This window comes from Pseudomonas fluvialis (assembly GCF_002234375.1).
Taxonomy (GTDB): domain Bacteria; phylum Pseudomonadota; class Gammaproteobacteria; order Pseudomonadales; family Pseudomonadaceae; genus Aquipseudomonas; species Aquipseudomonas fluvialis.
Window position 1 is genome coordinate 48,014 of the sequence record NZ_NMQV01000004.1, and the last position, 17,527, is coordinate 65,540.

The 17,527-nt window shown below is 65.5% G+C and carries 11 protein-coding genes; 8 read left to right on the forward strand and 3 right to left on the reverse strand.

Features of this window, described 5'->3' with window-relative positions:
• Positions 1–6 precede the first annotated feature (6 nt).
• From CFY91_RS03000 to argA, 3 genes are all read left to right on the forward strand, one after another.
• Positions 7–1,269 carry an inorganic phosphate transporter gene (locus CFY91_RS03000; protein WP_093984864.1) on the forward strand — a complete coding sequence of 421 codons (1,263 nt, stop codon included), beginning with the start codon at positions 7–9 and terminating at the stop codon, positions 1,267–1,269.
• A gap of 62 nt (positions 1,270–1,331) precedes the next feature.
• Entirely contained in the window at positions 1,332–2,501 is a 1,170-nt protein-coding gene (gene argE / locus CFY91_RS03005) for an acetylornithine deacetylase (RefSeq protein WP_093984865.1), read from the forward strand.
• A 68-nt stretch (positions 2,502–2,569) separates the two neighbouring features.
• Positions 2,570–3,868, forward strand: a complete 1,299-nt coding sequence (gene argA / locus CFY91_RS03010) for an amino-acid N-acetyltransferase (protein ID WP_093984866.1) — start codon at positions 2,570–2,572, stop codon at positions 3,866–3,868.
• Here the strand turns inward: argA and CFY91_RS03015 are convergent.
• Together CFY91_RS03015 and CFY91_RS03020 are read right to left on the reverse strand one after the other, a co-directional pair.
• A complete protein-coding gene (locus CFY91_RS03015; RefSeq protein WP_093984867.1) occupies positions 3,865–5,238 on the reverse strand; it encodes a GTPase/DUF3482 domain-containing protein in 1,374 nt (457 codons plus the stop codon). The two genes, argA and CFY91_RS03015, sit on opposite strands and share 4 nt — an antisense overlap.
• On the reverse strand, positions 5,231–6,640 hold the full coding sequence (locus tag CFY91_RS03020) for a DUF2868 domain-containing protein (protein ID WP_093984868.1): 1,410 nt from the start codon (positions 6,638–6,640) through the stop codon (positions 5,231–5,233). The genes CFY91_RS03015 and CFY91_RS03020 overlap by 8 nt, the downstream gene beginning before the upstream one ends.
• A 101-nt stretch (positions 6,641–6,741) precedes the next feature.
• Here CFY91_RS03020 and CFY91_RS03025 point away from each other — a divergent pair, with 101 nt between their 5' ends.
• From CFY91_RS03025 to CFY91_RS03040, 4 genes are all read left to right on the forward strand, one after another.
• The gene (locus CFY91_RS03025; RefSeq protein WP_093984869.1) at positions 6,742–7,902 is read left to right on the forward strand and encodes a GGDEF domain-containing protein; all 1,161 of its coding nucleotides are present in this window, start codon (positions 6,742–6,744) and stop codon (positions 7,900–7,902) included.
• A gap of 66 nt (positions 7,903–7,968) precedes the next feature.
• On the forward strand, positions 7,969–8,457 hold the full coding sequence (locus tag CFY91_RS03030) for a dihydrofolate reductase (RefSeq protein ID WP_093984973.1): 489 nt from the start codon (positions 7,969–7,971) through the stop codon (positions 8,455–8,457).
• A 158-nt stretch (positions 8,458–8,615) separates the two neighbouring features.
• Positions 8,616–13,067 carry an AAA family ATPase gene (locus tag CFY91_RS03035; RefSeq protein ID WP_165765293.1) on the forward strand — a complete coding sequence of 1,484 codons (4,452 nt, stop codon included), beginning with the start codon at positions 8,616–8,618 and terminating at the stop codon, positions 13,065–13,067.
• A 5-nt stretch (positions 13,068–13,072) separates the two neighbouring features.
• A complete protein-coding gene (locus tag CFY91_RS03040) occupies positions 13,073–13,570 on the forward strand; it encodes a hypothetical protein (RefSeq protein WP_093984871.1) in 498 nt (165 codons plus the stop codon).
• 73 nt (positions 13,571–13,643) lie between these two features.
• Here CFY91_RS03040 and ilvD read toward each other — a convergent pair whose 3' ends face one another.
• On the reverse strand, positions 13,644–15,482 hold the full coding sequence (ilvD, locus tag CFY91_RS03045; RefSeq protein WP_093984872.1) for a dihydroxy-acid dehydratase: 1,839 nt from the start codon (positions 15,480–15,482) through the stop codon (positions 13,644–13,646).
• 305 nt (positions 15,483–15,787) lie between these two features.
• Between ilvD and CFY91_RS03050 the strand changes: the two genes are divergently transcribed.
• The gene (locus CFY91_RS03050) at positions 15,788–17,521 is read left to right on the forward strand and encodes a DUF4153 domain-containing protein (protein WP_165765294.1); all 1,734 of its coding nucleotides are present in this window, start codon (positions 15,788–15,790) and stop codon (positions 17,519–17,521) included.
• The last annotated feature ends 6 nt before the right edge of the window (positions 17,522–17,527 follow it).

The window sequence follows — 17,527 nt, forward strand, 5'->3', positions numbered from 1 at the left end:
ACTGTTATGACTCTTATCGCGGATTACGGCCTCGTACTCCTGGTGCTCGCCTGCCTGTTCGGTTTCTTCATGGCCTGGGGCGTCGGCGCCAACGATGTAGCCAATGCCATGGGTACCTCGGTGGGTTCACGTGCACTGACCATCAAGCAGGCGATTATCATCGCCATGGTCTTCGAGTTCGCGGGCGCCTACCTGGCGGGCGGGCAAGTCACCGAAACCATCAAAAGTGGCATTGTCGATGCCTCGGTCATCCCGCCACAGCTGATGGTGCTGGGCATGATGTCGGCGCTATTGGCTGCCGGCACCTGGCTGCTGATTGCCTCCACACGTGGCTGGCCAGTATCCACTACGCACTCGATTGTCGGTGCGGTCATCGGTTTTGCCGCCGTGGGCATCTCCATGGACGCGGTGCACTGGGAGGGCGTTGGCCCCATCGTCGCCAGTTGGGTCGTTTCGCCGGTGCTCTCCGGCCTGGTCGCTTTCGGGATTTTCGTCAGCGTGCAGAAGCTGATCATCGATACCGATAACCCGTTCCTCAATGCCAAGCGTTTCGTGCCCCTGTACATGTTTGCCACCGGCTTCATGGTCAGCATCATGACGGTAACCAAGGGGCTCAAGCATATCGGCCTCAACCTGTCGCCTTTCGAGGGTTTCCTGCTGGCCGTGGGGATTGGTGTGGCGGTGATGCTGCTGGGTGTGGCCCTGCTGAGTCGTATTCGCGTGGATGCCGAAGCCGACAAGGACTTCCACTATGCCAGCGTGGAAAAAGTGTTTGCCGTGCTGATGATCTTTACCGCCTGCTCCATGGCCTTTGCCCATGGCTCGAACGATGTGGCTAACGCGGTAGGCCCGCTGGCAGCCATCGTCGGGGTGATCCAGTCCGGTGGCGAAGCAGTCGGTGCCAAGGCGGCGCTGCCGAGCTGGGTGTTGCTGCTCGGTGCGGTGGGTATCGTGATTGGCCTGGCCACCTATGGCTACAAGGTGATCGCTACTATCGGCAAGGAAATCACCGAGTTGACGCCGAGCCGTGGCTTTGCCGCCGAACTGGCTACTGCGACGACGGTAGTCGGCGCTTCGGCTATCGGCCTGCCGGTATCCACCACGCACACTCTGGTGGGTGCGGTGCTGGGGGTAGGTATTGCGCGGGGTATTGGTGCGCTGAACCTGGGCGTGATCGGTTCGATCTTCATGTCCTGGGTTATCACCCTGCCGGTAGGGGCTTTCCTGTCGATCGTGTTCTTCTTCGTGTTGCGCAGCATCTTCACCTGATTGGCGGTTTCCTCGGCGCGAGTGATCGCCCTATCATGGGCCATCACTCGCGGAGAGCGCCGATGTCGCTACCACCCCTCAAGGAACAATTCGCTGCGCTGATCGCCGCGCCTTCGGTGAGTTGCACCCAGCCTGGATGGGATCAGTCCAACCTGGCGGTCATCGAGCTGCTGGCCGCCTGGCTGGGCGAGCTGGGCTTCAGTTGCGAGATCCAGTCGGTAGCGCCGGGTAAGGCCAACCTGTTGGCCAGCCTGGGCAGTGGCCCGGGTGGCCTGGTACTGGCCGGACATTCCGATACCGTACCTTTCGACGCGGCGCTCTGGCAGAGCGACCCGTTGCGCCTGAGCGAACAGGGCGACCGTTGGGTCGGCCTGGGCGTTTGCGACATGAAGGGCTTCTTTCCGCTGGTCATCGAGGCCGTGCGTGGCTTGCAGGGCCAGCCGTTGCAGCAGCCGCTGTTGGTGCTGGCCACCTGTGATGAAGAGAGTTCGATGAGTGGCGCGCGGGCCCTAGCGGACGCTGGCCGCCCCCTGGGGCGTGCCGCGGTGATCGGCGAGCCGACTGGATTGCGGCCGATTCGCCTGCACAAGGGGGTGATGATGGAGCGCATCGACATCCTCGGGCAAAGCGGTCATTCCTCCGATCCCAGCCTGGGCCGCAATGCCATGGAAGCCATGCATGACGTGATGAGTGCGCTGCGCGCGCTGCGCGGGCAGTGGCAGGACACCTTTCGCAATGCGCAGTTTTCCGTGCCGCAGCCGACGCTCAACTTCGGCTGCATCCATGGGGGCGACAATCCCAACCGCATTTGCGGGCAGTGTTCGCTGGAGTTCGACCTGCGCCCGCTACCGGGTATGGATGCCGAGTGGTTGCGTGCGGCGATTCGCGAGAAATTGCAGCCGATTGCCCACCAGCATCAGGTGCGTATCGACTACGGGCCGCTGTTTCCCGGTGTGCCGCCCTTCGAGGAGCCGGCTGACAGTGAGCTGGTGCGCCTCGCCGAGCGCCTCACCGGGCATGCCGCCGAGGCGGTGGCCTTCGGCACCGAGGCGCCTTACCTGCAACAGTTGGGTTGTCAGACCCTGGTGCTGGGGCCGGGCGATATCGCCTGCGCCCATCAGCCAGGTGAGTACCTGCAACTGGCGCGCATCGCGCCGACCGTCCAGCTGTTGCGTCAACTGATCAGCCACTATTGCCTGACCCCGGCCAGCCTGCCGGCAGCGCGACGATGAGGCCTGCCTGCCGCTGTCCGTCGCGCCCCGTCGTGGGCTGAATCAACGCTGCGTCAAATGGATTGTTCATGCACGACTACGTCAACTGGCTTCGCCATGCTTCGCCCTACATCAACGCCCACCGTGACTGCACCTTCGTGGTCATGCTGCCCGGCGAGGGGGTTGCCCATGCCAACTTCGGCAATATCGTCCACGATCTGGTGCTGCTGCACAGCCTGGGCGTGCGCCTGGTGCTGGTGCATGGTTCGCGCCCGCAGATCGAGGCACGCCTGCAGGCGCGCGGTTTGCCGCCGCGTTATCACCGCGACCTGCGGATTACCGACAGCCCGACTCTGGAGTGCGTGATCGACGCTGTCGGCTCACTGCGCATCGCCATCGAAGCACGCCTGTCGATGGACATGGCCGCTTCGCCGATGCAGGGCGCCCGGCTGCGCGTGGCCAGTGGCAACTTCGTCACCGCACGGCCCATCGGGGTGCTGGATGGCGTGGATTATCACCACACGGGTGAGGTGCGCCGGGTCGACCGCAAGGGCATCGGCCGCCTGCTGGACGAGCGCAGCATCGTGCTGCTCTCGCCGCTGGGCTACTCGCCGACCGGGGAAATCTTCAACCTGGCCTGTGAGGACGTGGCCATGCGCGCGGCGATCGATCTGCAGGCCGACAAGCTGGTGCTGTTCGGCAGCGAGGCCGGCCTGCTCGACGAACAGGGGCGGCTGGTGCGCGAGCTGCGTCCGCAGCAGGTGCCGGGGCATCTGGCGCGGCTTGGCCACAACTATCAGGCCGAGCTGCTGGATGCCGCGGCGCAGGCCTGTCGTGCCGGGGTCAAGCGCAGCCACCTGGTCAGCTATGCGGCCGACGGCTCGCTGCTCACCGAGCTGTTTACCCGTGATGGTGGCGGCACGCTGGTCGACCAGGAGCAGTTCGAGTCGCTGCGCGAGGCGAGTATCGAAGACGTCGGCGGGCTGATCGAGCTGATTACCCCGCTGGAAGACCAGGGCATTCTGGTGCGTCGCTCACGGGAAGTGCTGGAGCGCGAGATCGAGCAGTTCAGCATTGTCGAGCGTGACGGGCTGATCATTGCCTGCGCCGCGCTGTATCCAATTGCCGACTCGCAGTCGGGCGAACTGGCCTGCCTGGCGGTCAACCCGGAGTATCGGCATGGCGGACGGGGTGACGAGTTGCTGGAACGCATTGAAACGCGTGCCCGGGGGCTGGGGCTGAAGACGCTGTTCGTGCTGACCACGCGTACTGCGCACTGGTTTCGCGAGCGCGGCTTCGTGCCCAGCAGTGTCGAGCGCCTGCCGGCGGCGCGCGCCTCCCTGTACAACTATCAGCGCAACTCCCAGGTCTTCGAGAAAGCGCTCTAGCCGGCGTGGCGGGCGGATAGGTCCGCCTGCAGCTGCTGCAAGGCCGCCTGGCGACGTGGCTGGGCGGGATTGAAAGGTGTATCCAGGCTGCACCACTGCGGGTGGGCGCGCGCCTGCTGCAGAGCAGCGGGCAGTTTTCCCTGCTGCCAGTGCGCCGGCTCGACCTGTACCTGTAGCGGCTGCTGGGCAGCATGTCCGCGACGCTGCAGGGCGCTGAGCAGCTGTAGCTGGCGCAGGCCCAGCAGGCGCAGGATGCTGTCGTCCACGCTCAGTTCGCGTTGTCCCTTGAGCTTGCCGAGCAGGCGTGCGCCGTAGTTGCGCACGGTTTGTACGCCGCCACCGGCCAGGGCGCCGAGCGCGGCCGCGGCACCGAGGGTCATGCCGCCGACCAGCAGGTCGACGCCGACCCCGGCTGCGGCGCCGGCGGCCATGCCGCTACCCAGGTGAATGCCCAGCTGGCGCAGGGTTTCCGGATTGAACAGGTCGTCACCCCAGCGCCCGTCGAGCAGTGGCAGTGCCTCGGCCTGCGCGTCGCTGCTGTCGAAGGCATACAGCTGCAGCAAGGCGTCCACGCAGCGCTGCTCGCGCTGGCGCACGCTGTCCTGTAGCTGCTGCAGGACACGCTCGGTTTCCTGGCTGGCGGCGCGGCGGCGTAGCGCTGCACAGTCCAGCAACAGTTCGGCAATCAGCCGCAGGCCGGCCTGCTGGCGTTGCTGTTGCTGCAGCCGCAGGTCGTCGAGCAATACCTGAAGAGGCTCGCGCGCCTTCTCCAGCAGCAGTGTCAGGCTCTGGTACAGGCGTTGCTCGCCATCGGCGGGTGGCGTCACGCTGTCGAAGCACACCAGGGCGTGCAGGCCCAGGCGCGCCAGGGCTTGCCGCCAGGCCAGCTGGCGCGGCGTGTCGACCGCGCTGAAGTTGAGCACCGGCAGCAACGGCTTGCCACACAGGGCGAGGATGGCCAGTTCATCGCGGTACTTGGCCAGCACCGGCTCGCGGGCGTCGATGACATACAGCCCGGCATCGGCACTCAGCAACTGGCGCAGCACCTTGGCTTCCTGCTCGAAACGCTGGCGTGCTTCGCTGCTGTCAAGGAAGCGGCTGATGCGTGTCGGGCCGTCCTGGCGCGGTGCCTGAGCGGCCTGGCGGTCGAGCAGTTCCAGCAGGGCGATGGCGTCCTCCATGCCGGGGGTGTCGTACAGCTCCAGCAATGCCCGGCCATTGGCCGACAGGCGTGCACCCTCGACATGCCGGGTGGTGCTCGGGCGGTGCGAGACCTCGCCAAACTGGCGATCACGCAGCAGGGTACGCAGCAGCGAGGTCTTGCCAACATTGGTGTGGCCGACCACGGCCAGGCGGATCGGCTCACGCATCGCTGTGCTCCAGCCAGCGTGGCAGTTCGTGCTGTGCCTGCCAGGGCAGGCCGGCGGCCTGCAGTGCCTGTTGCCAGTCGAGCAGGCGCTGCGGGTCCTCGCCGGGCAACAGCCACACGCAGCTGGCCGTGGCATAGCTGGCCAGCTCGCGGAGCAAGGCCAGGCTGCCCCGGTCTGGCGAGCGCCGGGCGTCGCAGGCTATCAGCAGACGGCTCAGCGGCCGGGCGGCCAGTTGCTCGAGCAGTTGCTGGCGTTGTTCGCGGCTGTCGAGTACGGCGCTGCAGGGAATATCTGCCGCCAGCCCGGCGGGTGGCCAGGGGCGCTCGGGGTCCAGCTCCACGGCGCAGAGCAGGCGGCCTTGACCGACCTGGGCTGCGTGGTGGCTGCTCAGGAGTGGTGGTGGCGGTGCAGCGTCGAGTACGCCGAGGGTTTCATGGCGCGGCTGCAGGCGTTCGGCGAGCAGTTGATAGGCCGGCAGTTGCAGGTCTAGCTGCAGGCGGCGCAGGCCACTGGCCAGGCGGGCCAGGCTGAACAGCAGCAGGGCCAGGCGGGGCAGCAGGCCGAAGGTTAGCAGTTGGCCGAGCAGCCACAGCGACCATAACTGGCGACTGGCCTCATCGACCAGCGCCTGGCCGCCGCTGGTCTGGATGAGCGCCGGCGGCGGTGCCGGGAAACCCAGCAGGGCCGGCAACCGGCTGAGCAGTTCGATGCCACGGACAAAGTGGCTGCTGTCCAGCAGGGTGCTTTCCCAGACAAACCCGTAGTGCCGACTGGCCAGCAACAGCAGCAGGCCAGCCAGCGCACCGAGTAACAGGAGCAGCCACAGCGTATGACTGAGCACGGCAAACAGCCAGCGGTTGAGACCCCGGCTCTGCAGCAGGAGCAACAGTGACGGAGCCAGTTGCACGGCCTGGGCATCGCGGGCCAGGCGCGCGCTCAACCAGAGCCACAACTGGCCACTGGGCGCCGGGCCTTGCGCCAGACAGGCAGTGACCAGCAGCCAGAGCAGCAGGCTGAGCAGATGCAGGCCGAGCAGGCTGCCCAGTGCCCAGAGCAGGTTGACCGGGCGCAGGCCGTCACCGAGGGCCGCCAGCGCCATGCTGAAGCCGCCCGCCACGGCCAGCACGGCGAGCAACAGCAGCGCCAGGCGTGCGCCCTGCATGGCGTGTTGCAGAGCGCCGGCCTGACCGTCGCGCGCGGCCAGGCGTAGCGCACGCTGTTCGATGCGCTGCGGCAAATCCAGCGCTTCATGACGCAGCTGGCGGACGATGGCGCTGTCATCGAGCAGGCCGGCCTGTTCTTCACGCAGGCGCACGGCTTCGCAGAGCCATAGACGTTGCAGGCGAGAGGGGTTGGCAAGCGGGTTCAAGGCGCGATCCCTGACGAAAGTTCCGGCAAGCATACCTGTGCCTCCTGCCCTTGGGCAGGTTTCGCCCGGCGGCGGCTAGGCCTACACTGGCAGAAAAAAGACAGCCTGCGGGCTGCCATGACCATGGAGCCAGGATGAAACCGGCTTATCTGTCCCAGGTGCACGCCGAATCGCCCTATCTGCTGCAATTGCAGGCGGGCTTCCGCCGTCTGGCCTTTGCCGGCGCCCTGGAGGCGGAGTTTGCCGAGCATCACAACCGGCAGTTCCTGCGCCGCATGCGCGGGGCTTTCCTGGTGGCCATGCTGCTCATGTTGCTGTTCGTCGTGCCGGATGTGCTGACCCTGCCGGATGGTGTGCGCCAGGCAGTGCTGGGGGTGCGCCTGGGGCTGTTGGTGCCGTTGATCAGCCTGGCCTGGCTGCTTAGCTACCTGCCCGCGGTGCGTCGCCATCTGCAATGGCTGGGGGGCGGCATTACCCTGGTCGGTGGGTTGGGCGTCAATGCGATCATCTGGCTGGCCCAGCGTGAGGGCGTGGCTCTGCCTTACGAGGGCATCATCCTCGCGACCTTCTTCTTCTACTTTCTCACCGGGCTACGTTTTCGCACCGCCGTGCTGTGTGGCTGGCTAGTGTTTGCCGGTTATGTCTGGGTGGCTCTGGACGTCGGCCTGGCGGGCGAGCCGTTGCTGTACAACCTGTTCTTCCTAGCCACCGCCAACCTGATCGGCTCGGTAGGTTGCTATTTCATGGAATATGCCGCGCGGGAAAACTTCTTGGGCCAGCAGCTGTTGCGCGAAGTGGCCGAGCGCGACTTCCTCACCGGGCTGCTTAATCGGCGAGCCTTCAACGAGCAGGCACAGCGCGTCTGGCGACTCGCCCAGCGCGAAGGCAAGGCACTGGCAGTGGCCTTGCTGGATGTCGACTATTTCAAGCGCTACAACGACTATTACGGGCATGCGGCGGGAGATGAGGCGCTGCGTACCGTGGCGCAGGTGCTGCAAGGCTATGCACGTCGGCCGCTGGACAGGCTGGCACGTTTTGGCGGCGAAGAGTTTGTCGGCCTGTGGTACGACCTCAGCCAGGCCGAGGCCGAGCAACGGTTGCAGGCGCTGCGCCAGGCCATCCAGGCGCTGGCCCTGGCGCATGTCGGGTCGGAGGTGGCCGAGGTGCTGACCCTGAGTATCGGCCTGGCCTATGTCGCCCGGCCTGCCGAGCTGAGCCTGGCACAAGCACTGCAGCAGGCAGACAGTGCGCTGTACCGGGCCAAGGAGCAGGGGCGTAATGCCCTGTGCCAGTGAGCTGGCTTGCTGTGCCGCCATGGCCGCCGCTATGCTGCCGCCATGAAAACGACGCTCCCCCTGTGCATGATTGCCGCTCTGGCGGAAAACCGCGTGATTGGCCGCGATAACCAGTTGCCCTGGCACCTGCCGGCCGACCTACGCCATTTCAAGGCCCTGACCCTGGGCAAACCGGTGATCATGGGGCGCAAGACCTGGGATTCGCTGGGCCGTCCCTTGCCGGGGCGTCTCAATCTGGTGGTCAGTCGCCAGGCCGGCCTGCAGTTACCGGGTGCCGAGGTGTTCGCCGACCTGACGGCAGCGCTGGCTCGGGCCGAGCAGTGGGCACGCGAACAGGCTGTCGACGAGCTGATGCTGATCGGCGGCGCGCAGCTTTACCAGCAGGCATTGCCGCTGGCGCAACGCCTGTACCTGACCCGCGTGGCCTTGCAGCCCGAGGGCGATGCCTTCTTCCCTGATGTGCCGCTCGCCGACTGGCAGTGCCTGGTGGAGGAAGTGCACGAAGCCGAAGACGCGCTACCGGCTTATCGCTACCAGACCTGGCAGCGCCGCTGAGCCGCGCCTGGCGTTATGGCATGATGCTTTACCGACTACGGCCATGAGGGACGTAGCGTTGCAAGACCTGTCATGGAAGACCTGCTGCGGGACTTCCATGCATTCCACTGAAAACTGCCATTGCCTGGCGATGGCTATGCGAGTGTGCGATGCGGCCGATGTCTCGATGCGTTCCTGCCCTGTTTTTGCTGGCCTTGCTGGCTGGCCCGGTTCTGCCGGCGAGTGCTGGTGAGCGAACCTTGTTGCGCCATGCTGGTGTCGAGGTACGTGTTGCCGAGGATGATTGGTGTGCGGCGCAGGTGACGCTGCGTATTCATGGGCGGCGCAGCACCTTCACCGATCAGGCGCTGCTCGACAAACTGTATGGCGGCATCCGTAGTGTCCTCGGCATGGAGTGTGCCGAGGCCCGGCGTCTGCAGTTGTTGGGCCTGGTGGGGGGCAGGGAAGTCTATGCTGCGCAGGCGGCAGCCAGTGACGGCTGGCAGCTGAAGCCCCTGGACGATAGCGGTGCCAAGCCTGGCATGGCGCGCCTGTTTGGCTGGGTGGCGTTGGGGGCTGCATCATTGGCGCTGTTGGCTGCCCTGTGGTGGTGGCGGCGCACCCGGCCAGCCCGACTGGCCGCAGGGCCGCTGGCGCAGCGCGAGCCCCCCGTCGCGTCGCCCACTCCGTCACCCCGTCCTGTTGCGCTGCCTGCGGCGGCGGCCAGTCAGGTCTCGCCGGCTGCCGCGCCAGCGTCAGCCCCGGCCAGCGGGCGCCAGGCCGTGCTGCAGGAGCAGCGTGAAAAATATCAGCACAGCCTCAATCAGGTCAGTGACCAGTTGACCGAGTTGCAGATACAGCACAGCCAGCAGCAAGGCTTGCCGGCGCAGCTCAATCAGGCTTTGCAGCGTCTGGCCGAGCAGACCTTGCAGTGCCTGCGCAAGCTCTTCGCCAGTCGCCAGACCAGTTGGTCGCGAGCTTTCCTGGGGGGGTTGTACCTCGCCCCGGTATGGTCCGGTTTGCGCCGTAGCCCGCCGGTGATTTGGCTCGGCTTGCTGGCTGCATGCCTGTGGTGGGGCTGGCGCGAACGCTATGGCCTGGTGTTGGCGCCGCGCCTGGAAAGTTATGCGCCGCTGCTGCTGTTTTATCTGTTGGCCATGCCTCTCTCGGTGTTGCTGGCGCGGCGTGGACAGTCGGCGTTTTTCAAGCACGGCTTGCGCCAACAGGCGAATGCCTTGCAGGACTGGCAACTGTGCTGGGTGTATGCCGGGCAGCGGCCAGGCAAATACCAGGCTTTGCGGATCCGCCAGCAGGCTGGCAAGGTTGCCCTCGATGAGCTGGCCGTAGCGGATGGATTGCTGGCGGGCGGCGCTGAGCACGGCACGCTGCTGCTGCGTATTGGCGAGATGCTGTGGCTGCGTCAGCAAACCGCTGGCAACTGGAGCCTGATTCAGCGTCAGGCTGACAATACCTGGCTTGAGCAGTTCTCGCCGCTGTTGCTGGAAGCGCTCAAGGAGGTGTTGCCGACAGTGCGCGAACTGGGTGGCCAGTGGCAGGCCTTTGCCGAGCGGCAATGGCGTATGCGCCAGTTGCAGGCCGAGATTCCTCGTCAGGAAGGCCTGTTGCAGCGGGTCGAGCGAATTGCCGCATTGTGGCAACCGGTAGCCATTGCGGACGCGGCCTTTGCGGCGCTGATCCGGCGTATCGACCTGTTCAACCTGGGGGATAACGCGACCCCGGCAGGCATCCTGTTGCAGGGCGAGGCGGGCAATGGCAAGGAGTTCATTGCCCGACGCATTGCCCAGTCGGTATTTGCCGAGTTCCATATGGTCGAGGCGGGGAGCCTGGCGTCGGCCAAGGACGTGCGTAACTTCTGGAACGCGCGTGTCGAAGCCAACCAGAGCTGTGTGATCTACCTGGCCTATGCCGAGCAACTGTTCGGCCAGGACGAACGCCAGGCCATGCTCGTCCAGGCCTGGCTGGATGAGTGGGAACGTCATCCGGCGGCGCGTAGCCGGATCTGGGTGGTGATGGGGGTGACGCGCAAGGAGCTGCTGCACAAGCGCTTGTTGGCAGCCTTTGGTAGCGCCGTGGTGGAGATTGTCGCACCGGATGCGGCAGGTCGCCGCCTGTTGCTGGAACAAGCCTGCCGCGACAACCAGCTGCAGGGCAACCTGCCGCCGGAAGTCGTCGACCTGAGCGCCGGGGCCTCGGTGCGCGAGCTGCTGAATATCGTCAAGGAGGCCCGCTTGCATGCCTTGCCCGGCCAGCCGACGCTGACGCATTGGCGTGCGGCTATCCAGCAGGTGCGGGGCAGCGATGCACAGCTGCGTAACGATCGCAGCACCTGGCAACGCCTGGTTCTACCTGCTGAGGTCAAGGCCCGTTTGCGTACCGCCGAGAAGATCGTTCGGGAAGCTGAACGCTACAAGGCCAATCAGTTCGAGGTGCCGAATATCCTGCTGTATGGCCCGCCCGGCACCGGCAAGACGGAAATCGCCCGCACTCTGGCCAACGAGAGTGGGGTGCGTTTCATAGTCGCCAGCACCAACGATCTCAAGGGCCGCTATGTCGGTGAAACCGGGCCCAAGGTGGCCGAGCTGTTCGCCCGGGCGCGTAGCCAGGCGCCGTGCATTCTGTTTATTGATGAGATCGATGCGATTACTGCGCGGCGTGATGGCGAAGGTGGTGACTCCTTCGTCAAGGATGCGGTCAATGCCATGCTCACCGAAATGGACGGGGTACATCAGCAGCGTGGCGATGTGGTGGTATTGGCGGCAACCAACCATATGGAGAACATCGACAGCGCGATCCTCAGCCGTTTTACCGAGAAGATCGAGATTCCCCTGCCGGACGAAGCCGGGCGCGCGCAGATTCTTGCCGGTTTGCTGGCGGATTGCCGGCTGGCCGAGGATCTGCATGCCGAGTCGCTGGCGCGCGAGCTGAGCCCGCTGCTCAAGGGCAAGAGTGGTCGCGACCTGTTGCAGTTGGTGCGCAAGGCAAAAAACCGCAGCCTGCGTGAGGCGGATGATCCCGAGCAGGCACGCCTGTCCGCTGAACACCTGAGGGGCGAGCTGGCGCCGCAAGCTGCGCCAGTGCTCGACGAGGCGCAGTTGCAGCAGAGCTGGGCGCAGATCGTGCTCAAGGAAACCACGCGCGATACCCTGATGACGAAGATTCGCCTGTTCAGTAACGGTGACAAGGCGGCCCCGCGAGGTTTGTTGCTGTACGGCCCGCCGGGCACCGGTAAGACCGAGATAGCCCGGCGCATTGCCGATTCCGCAGGGTGTCGCTTCCTCGCCCTGTCGGCGCCGGATCTCAAGGGCAGTCATCTGGGGCAGACCGCACAGAAAGTCCGCGAGCTTTGGCAGCGCGCACGTGCCGCCGGACGTTGTGTGATCTTTATCGATGAGTGCGAGGGTGTATTTGCGCGGCGTGGCTCGCTCAACTCCGACAGTTTTTCCGATGAGCTGGTGCAGAGCTTTCTGGCCGAGTGGGACGGTTTGCAGGCTGCCGGGCAGATCTGGGTGGTGGGTGCCACCAACCGTGTTGACCTGCTCGACGAAGCCATCCTCTCGCGCTTTGGCCAAGGTGTGGAAATCGGTCTGCCCGATGCTGCGCAAAGGCAGCAGATCCTGGCCCTGGAACTGAGCAAGCTGGGCCGTGAAGCGAGCGTGCCAGCCTTTGCCGGCGAAGCGACCCAGGGCTGCGCTGGACGTGACCTAGCCAATCTGGTGCGCGAGCTGTGCAGCCTGGCGGCGGAACGCCAGCAGGCGCCGGACGAGGCCTTGTGGCGTGAGGTGTTGCAGCGCCAGGGCAAGGCGCAGAGTGACAAGGTTGACAGCCAGGCTGGCTGGGACAGCCTGATTCTCGCCGAAGACACGCTGGAGCGCCTGCAAACGCTGTGCGGCAGCCTGCGCAATGCCGAGCTGTTGCGTAGCCAGGGCGTACCCTTGCCCCGCGCGGCGCTCTTGTATGGCCCGCCCGGTACCGGCAAAACCCAGGTGGCGCGTACCCTGGCCAATGAAAGTGGTGTGGCGTTTATCAGCCGCAGCGTAGCCGACCTCAAGGCCGGATATGTCGGGCAGTCGGCCATCAAGGTGCGCGAAGCGTTCGAGCAGGCGCGCAGCAAGGCGCCGTGCATCCTGTTTATCGATGAAATCGAGGCCCTGGTGCCGCCACGCGGCAGCCAGGCTGCCGATGCCTTTACCGATGACATCGTCAATCAGTTGTTGCAAGAGCTGGATGGCGTCAAGCAGCAGGAGGCGGTGGTCTTCGTGCTGGCTGCCACCAATCTGCCGGAACGCATCGATGCTGCCATATTGTCGCGCTTCATGGACAAGATCGAACTGCCCCTGCCCACTCCGGCGCAGCGCAGCCAGTTGCTGCGTCTGTTCCTGGGGCGTTTGCGTACGGCATTCGATGCTGACGAGGTGGCGGCACGGCTGGCCAGCCAGACAGACGGCCTGGGGGGGCGTGATTTGCGCAGCCTGGTCGAGCGTGCGGTGCAGCGTGCGGCTGGCCGCGCCTTGCGCCAGGGCACGGCGGAGCGCGTGGAGTTGCAGCTGGATGATCTGTTGGCCGAGTTGCCGGCGCTCAGCCCGGCCTCTGACCCCCTTATGGAGCGATAGTCGCCATGCATCAGCATCAGCATCAGGATTTGCCTGAGTCCGAGGCTCCGTCGAGCGAACAGTTGTCCGCGCCGCTGCTGTCTGGCGAGTCGCTACAGGCCGTGCCGCTGGACAGCACCGAGCAGACCTTGCCTGCCGTGCTGGCGCGCCAGGAGACGGCCAAGGCCGGGCGTGCGGGCGAACGCAACCTGCGCGTCGAGTCGGTGCCTGTGTGGGTCAATGGCAATCGCCCCAGCTATGAGATTGTCAGTAGCCTGGAAGAACACCCCCTGGAGGTGCTGGTCGAGCAGCTTAGCTATCGCAAGCACTATCAAGGGCGTGGGCGGGTGCAGACGCAGGTCATTCCGGTTGTGCCAATAGGCACGCCCGGTCGCCTGCTGGCGCGTGATCTGCAGACGGGCGAAGAGCTGGAGGTGACCTGGCGCTGGGTGCCCCTGCATGAGCCGTCATGGTTGGGACGCTGGCTGGGGCGACTGGCGGGCTGGCTGTTCGGGCGGCGTTAACCGAGTGTTTTGCGCAGGCCTGGCAAAGTAAAAGCCCGGCACTAGGCCGGGCTCTTCAGGCTCAGGGGCGGGCTCAGCCGTCCAGCAGTGCCTTGTCACGTACGGCGCCTTTGTCGGCACTGGTGGCCAGCAGCGCGTAGGCTTTCAGGGCGGTGGAGACCTTGCGTGCACGCGGCTGCGCCGGCTTCCAGCCCTTCTTGTCCTGCTCGGCACGGCGCGCGGCCAGTTCGTCATCCGACACCAGCAGGTTGATGCTGCGGTTGGGGATGTCGATCAGCACCTTGTCGCCGTCCTGGACCAGGCCGATGGCACCGCCGGCGGCGGCTTCCGGCGAGGCGTGGCCGATCGACAGGCCCGAGGTGCCGCCGGAGAAACGGCCGTCGGTGAGCAGGGCGCAGTCTTTGCCGAGGCCCTTGGACTTCAGATACGAGGTCGGGTAGAGCATTTCCTGCATGCCCGGGCCGCCTTTCGGGCCTTCGTAGCGGATGATGACGATGTCGCCCGGCTTCACTTCGTCGGCGAGGATGCCCTTCACCGCGCTGTCCTGGCTCTCGAAGATCTTCGCCCGGCCTTCGAAGACGTGGATGGATTCATCCACCCCGGCGGTTTTCACCACGCAGCCGTCCAGGGCGATGTTGCCGTACAGCACGGCCAGGCCGCCTTCCTGGGAGTAGGCGTGCTCGACCGAGCGGATGCAGCCGTGCTCGCGATCGTCGTCCAGGGTCTCCCAGCGGGTGCTCTGGCTGAACGCCACCTGGGTCGGGATACCGGCCGGGCCAGCCTTGAAGAAGGTGTGCACGGCTTCGTCGCTGGTCTGGGTGATGTCCCACTGGGCGATGGCTTCGGCCATGCTCGGGCTGTGCACGGTCGGCACGTCGGTGTGCAGCAGGCCGCCGCGGGCCAGTTCACCGAGGATGGAGAAGATGCCGCCAGCGCGATGTACGTCTTCCATGTGGTACTTCTGGATGTTCGGCGCCACCTTGCACAGCTGCGGTACTTTGCGCGACAGCCGGTCGATGTCGCGCAGGTCGAAGGCCAGCTCGGCCTCCTGGGCGGCGGCCAGCAGGTGCAGGATGGTGTTGGTCGAGCCACCCATGGCGATGTCCAGGGTCATGGCGTTCTCGAACGCCTTGAAGCTGGCGATGTTGCGCGGCAGGACGTTGTCGTTGCCTTCGTTGTAGTACTGGCGGCAGAGGTCGACGATCAGCCGGCCGGCGCGCAGGAACAGCTGCTCGCGGTCGGCGTGGGTGGCCAGGGTCGAGCCGTTGCCCGGCAGCGACAGGCCCAGGGCCTCGGTCAGGCAGTTCATCGAGTTGGCGGTGAACATGCCGGAGCAGCTGCCGCAGGTCGGGCAGGCGCTGCGCTCGTACTCGGCGACCTTCTCGTCGGAGCAGGAGTCATCGGCGGCCACCACCATGGCGTCGACCAGGTCCAGGCCATGATTGGCCAGCTTGGTCTTGCCGGCTTCCATCGGCCCGCCGGAAACGAACACCACCGGGATGTTCAGGCGCAGGGCGGCCATCAGCATGCCGGGGGTGATCTTGTCGCAGTTGCTGATGCAGACGATGGCGTCGGCGCAGTGGGCGTTGACCATGTATTCCACGGAGTCGGCGATGATCTCGCGGCTCGGCAGCGAATAGAGCATGCCGTCGTGGCCCATGGCGATACCGTCGTCGACGGCGATGGTGTTGAATTCCTTGGCCACGCCGCCGGCTTTCTCGATCTCGCGGGCGACCAGCTGGCCGAGGTCCTTCAGGTGCACGTGGCCGGGGACGAACTGGGTGAAGGAGTTGGCGATGGCGATGATCGGCTTCTTGAAGTCTTCGTCCTTCATCCCGGTGGCGCGCCACAGGGCGCGGGCGCCGGCCATGTTGCGACCGAAGGTGGAGGTTTTCGAGCGGTAGTCAGGCATTGCGGCATTCCTGCAGGCTAATCAGGTGATGGTCTTGGGGTGAGCATGGTGGGTGCCGGCAGCCAGTGATAAATGGTCGCTGCCGCCCTGGTGGCCTGCTGGCGCTGCGGGATCACCGCGTGCCCGGCCGGTCTCACTGGCCCGCCTGAGATATGGCAGGGAGCCTCGATTCTAATCCCGCGGGCGCTGCCACGAAAGGCCGCTCGCGCGCTGGTTGTGTAACGATTTGCCTGGCAGTGCGCAGCCTGGGGGTGGGTACTGGCCTAGACTGCGCCTCGCAACCGCTACCCGCAAGGATGATTGCTATGCCCGTCTTGTCACTTCGTTCACCGCTTTTCTACCTGAGCATCGGCCTTGTTCAGGGGCTGTTGCTGTGGTGGGTGCAGAGTTTGGGGCTGTTCCAGCCGGTGCAGGTCAGCCTGGCGTGGGCCTTGGTGGTTATGGCGCTGGTGGTCGGCCTGGGTTTGCAGTTGCTGGGGGCGCAGGCCCCGTTGCGTGGTGCGCTGCGCCTGCTGGCTGGCCTGGCCGTGCTGATGGGGCTGGTGACCGGCAGCCTGTTATGGCTGAGCCAGCCGCTCGAAGCACAGGCGTCGGGTGCCAGCCTGCTGCGCCTGAGCTGGGGGCTGGCGGCGCCGCTGCTGGCGTATATCGGTCTGGCCTTCATTCTCAGCTGGCCCGGTCGCGAAGAGGGCCGTCTGCGCTACACGGCGTTGTTCCAGCATGCCTGGAACAACGTGTTCATCCTGCTGCTGGCCGGGTTGCTGGTGGCGGTGTTCGTTCTGCTCTTGCTGCTGTGTGCCGGGCTGTTCGACATGTTGGGCATCCGCGCGGTCGGTAAGCTATTCGGTTCAACTGGCTTCATGGCGTTGGCGCCTCTGCTGGTGTTCGCCATGGGCGTACGCATGGGCTGCGAGAACCAGCGGGTCATCGGCTTGTTGCGTGGCATTCTGCTGGCGCTGTGTCGTTTCCTGCTGCCGCTGAGTGCCGCGATTGCCCTGCTGTTTACCCTGACCCTGCCGTTTACCGGCTTGCAGCCTGTCTGGCAGACCGGGCATTCCACGGCCATCCTGCTGTGCCTGGTGTTTAGCAATCTGCTGTTCATCAACGGGGTGTTTCAGGATGGCAGCGAGGCAGTCAGCTATCCGCGGGTGTTGCGTTATCTGGTGACAGCCAGCATCCCCTGCCTGTTGCTGCTGGCGCTGCTGGCCGGCTATTCGAGCGGGTTGCGCATTGTGCAGTACGGCTTCACCCCGCAGCGCTTCTACGCCGCGCTGCTGGTGCTGGTGGCGCTGTGTTACAGCCTGGCGCTGCTGTGCGCGCTATGGCCACGCCAGGCTGTCTGGCTGGGCAATCTGCGGCGCAGCAATCCGCCGCTGGCCTTGTGCCTGTGTGGCCTGCTGGTGCTGGCGCACAGCCCCTGGTTCAACGCGCTGGAAATCAGCGCGCGCAGCCAGCTGCAGCGTGTGCTGAACACTCAGGATGAGGCGCAGGCGGAGACGTTGCGCTATCTGCGTGAGCGTCTGGGTTATGCCGGTGTGGCGCAGTTCAATGCGCTGCGCGAGCGCCTGCAAGCAGGCCTGCTACTTGATGAGCCGGCGCGTAGCGCCTTGCTGGAGCGTCTGCACAGCACGGAACAGCAGGGCCCCTATGCACCGGCGCCTGTCGACCCGCAGGCCTTGCCGGCGGGCACGCTGGCGTGGTTGGGCAGCGCGGAGGACGAGGCGCATCGGGTAGTTGGCAGGCAGCATCTTGAGGAAGCGTGTCGCTATGCTGGCTGCCTGTTGTGGGCTGTCGACCTGGATGGCGACGCGGCTAACGAGGTGCTGTTGCTACCGACGGAACATTACGGCAGTGAGTTGCTGTTCTTTGCCCGTGACGGGCAAGGGCGCTGGCAGGCGGCCGGGCGCTTCAAGGAGGTGTATGCGAGCGAGTCGTTGATCGCAGCGATTCGCGAGGGGCGCGTGCAGCGGATCACGCCACGCTACCAGAGCCTGCAGGTCGGCGAGACACTTTACGTGCCTCGCCCGTCCACGGACTGAGCCGAT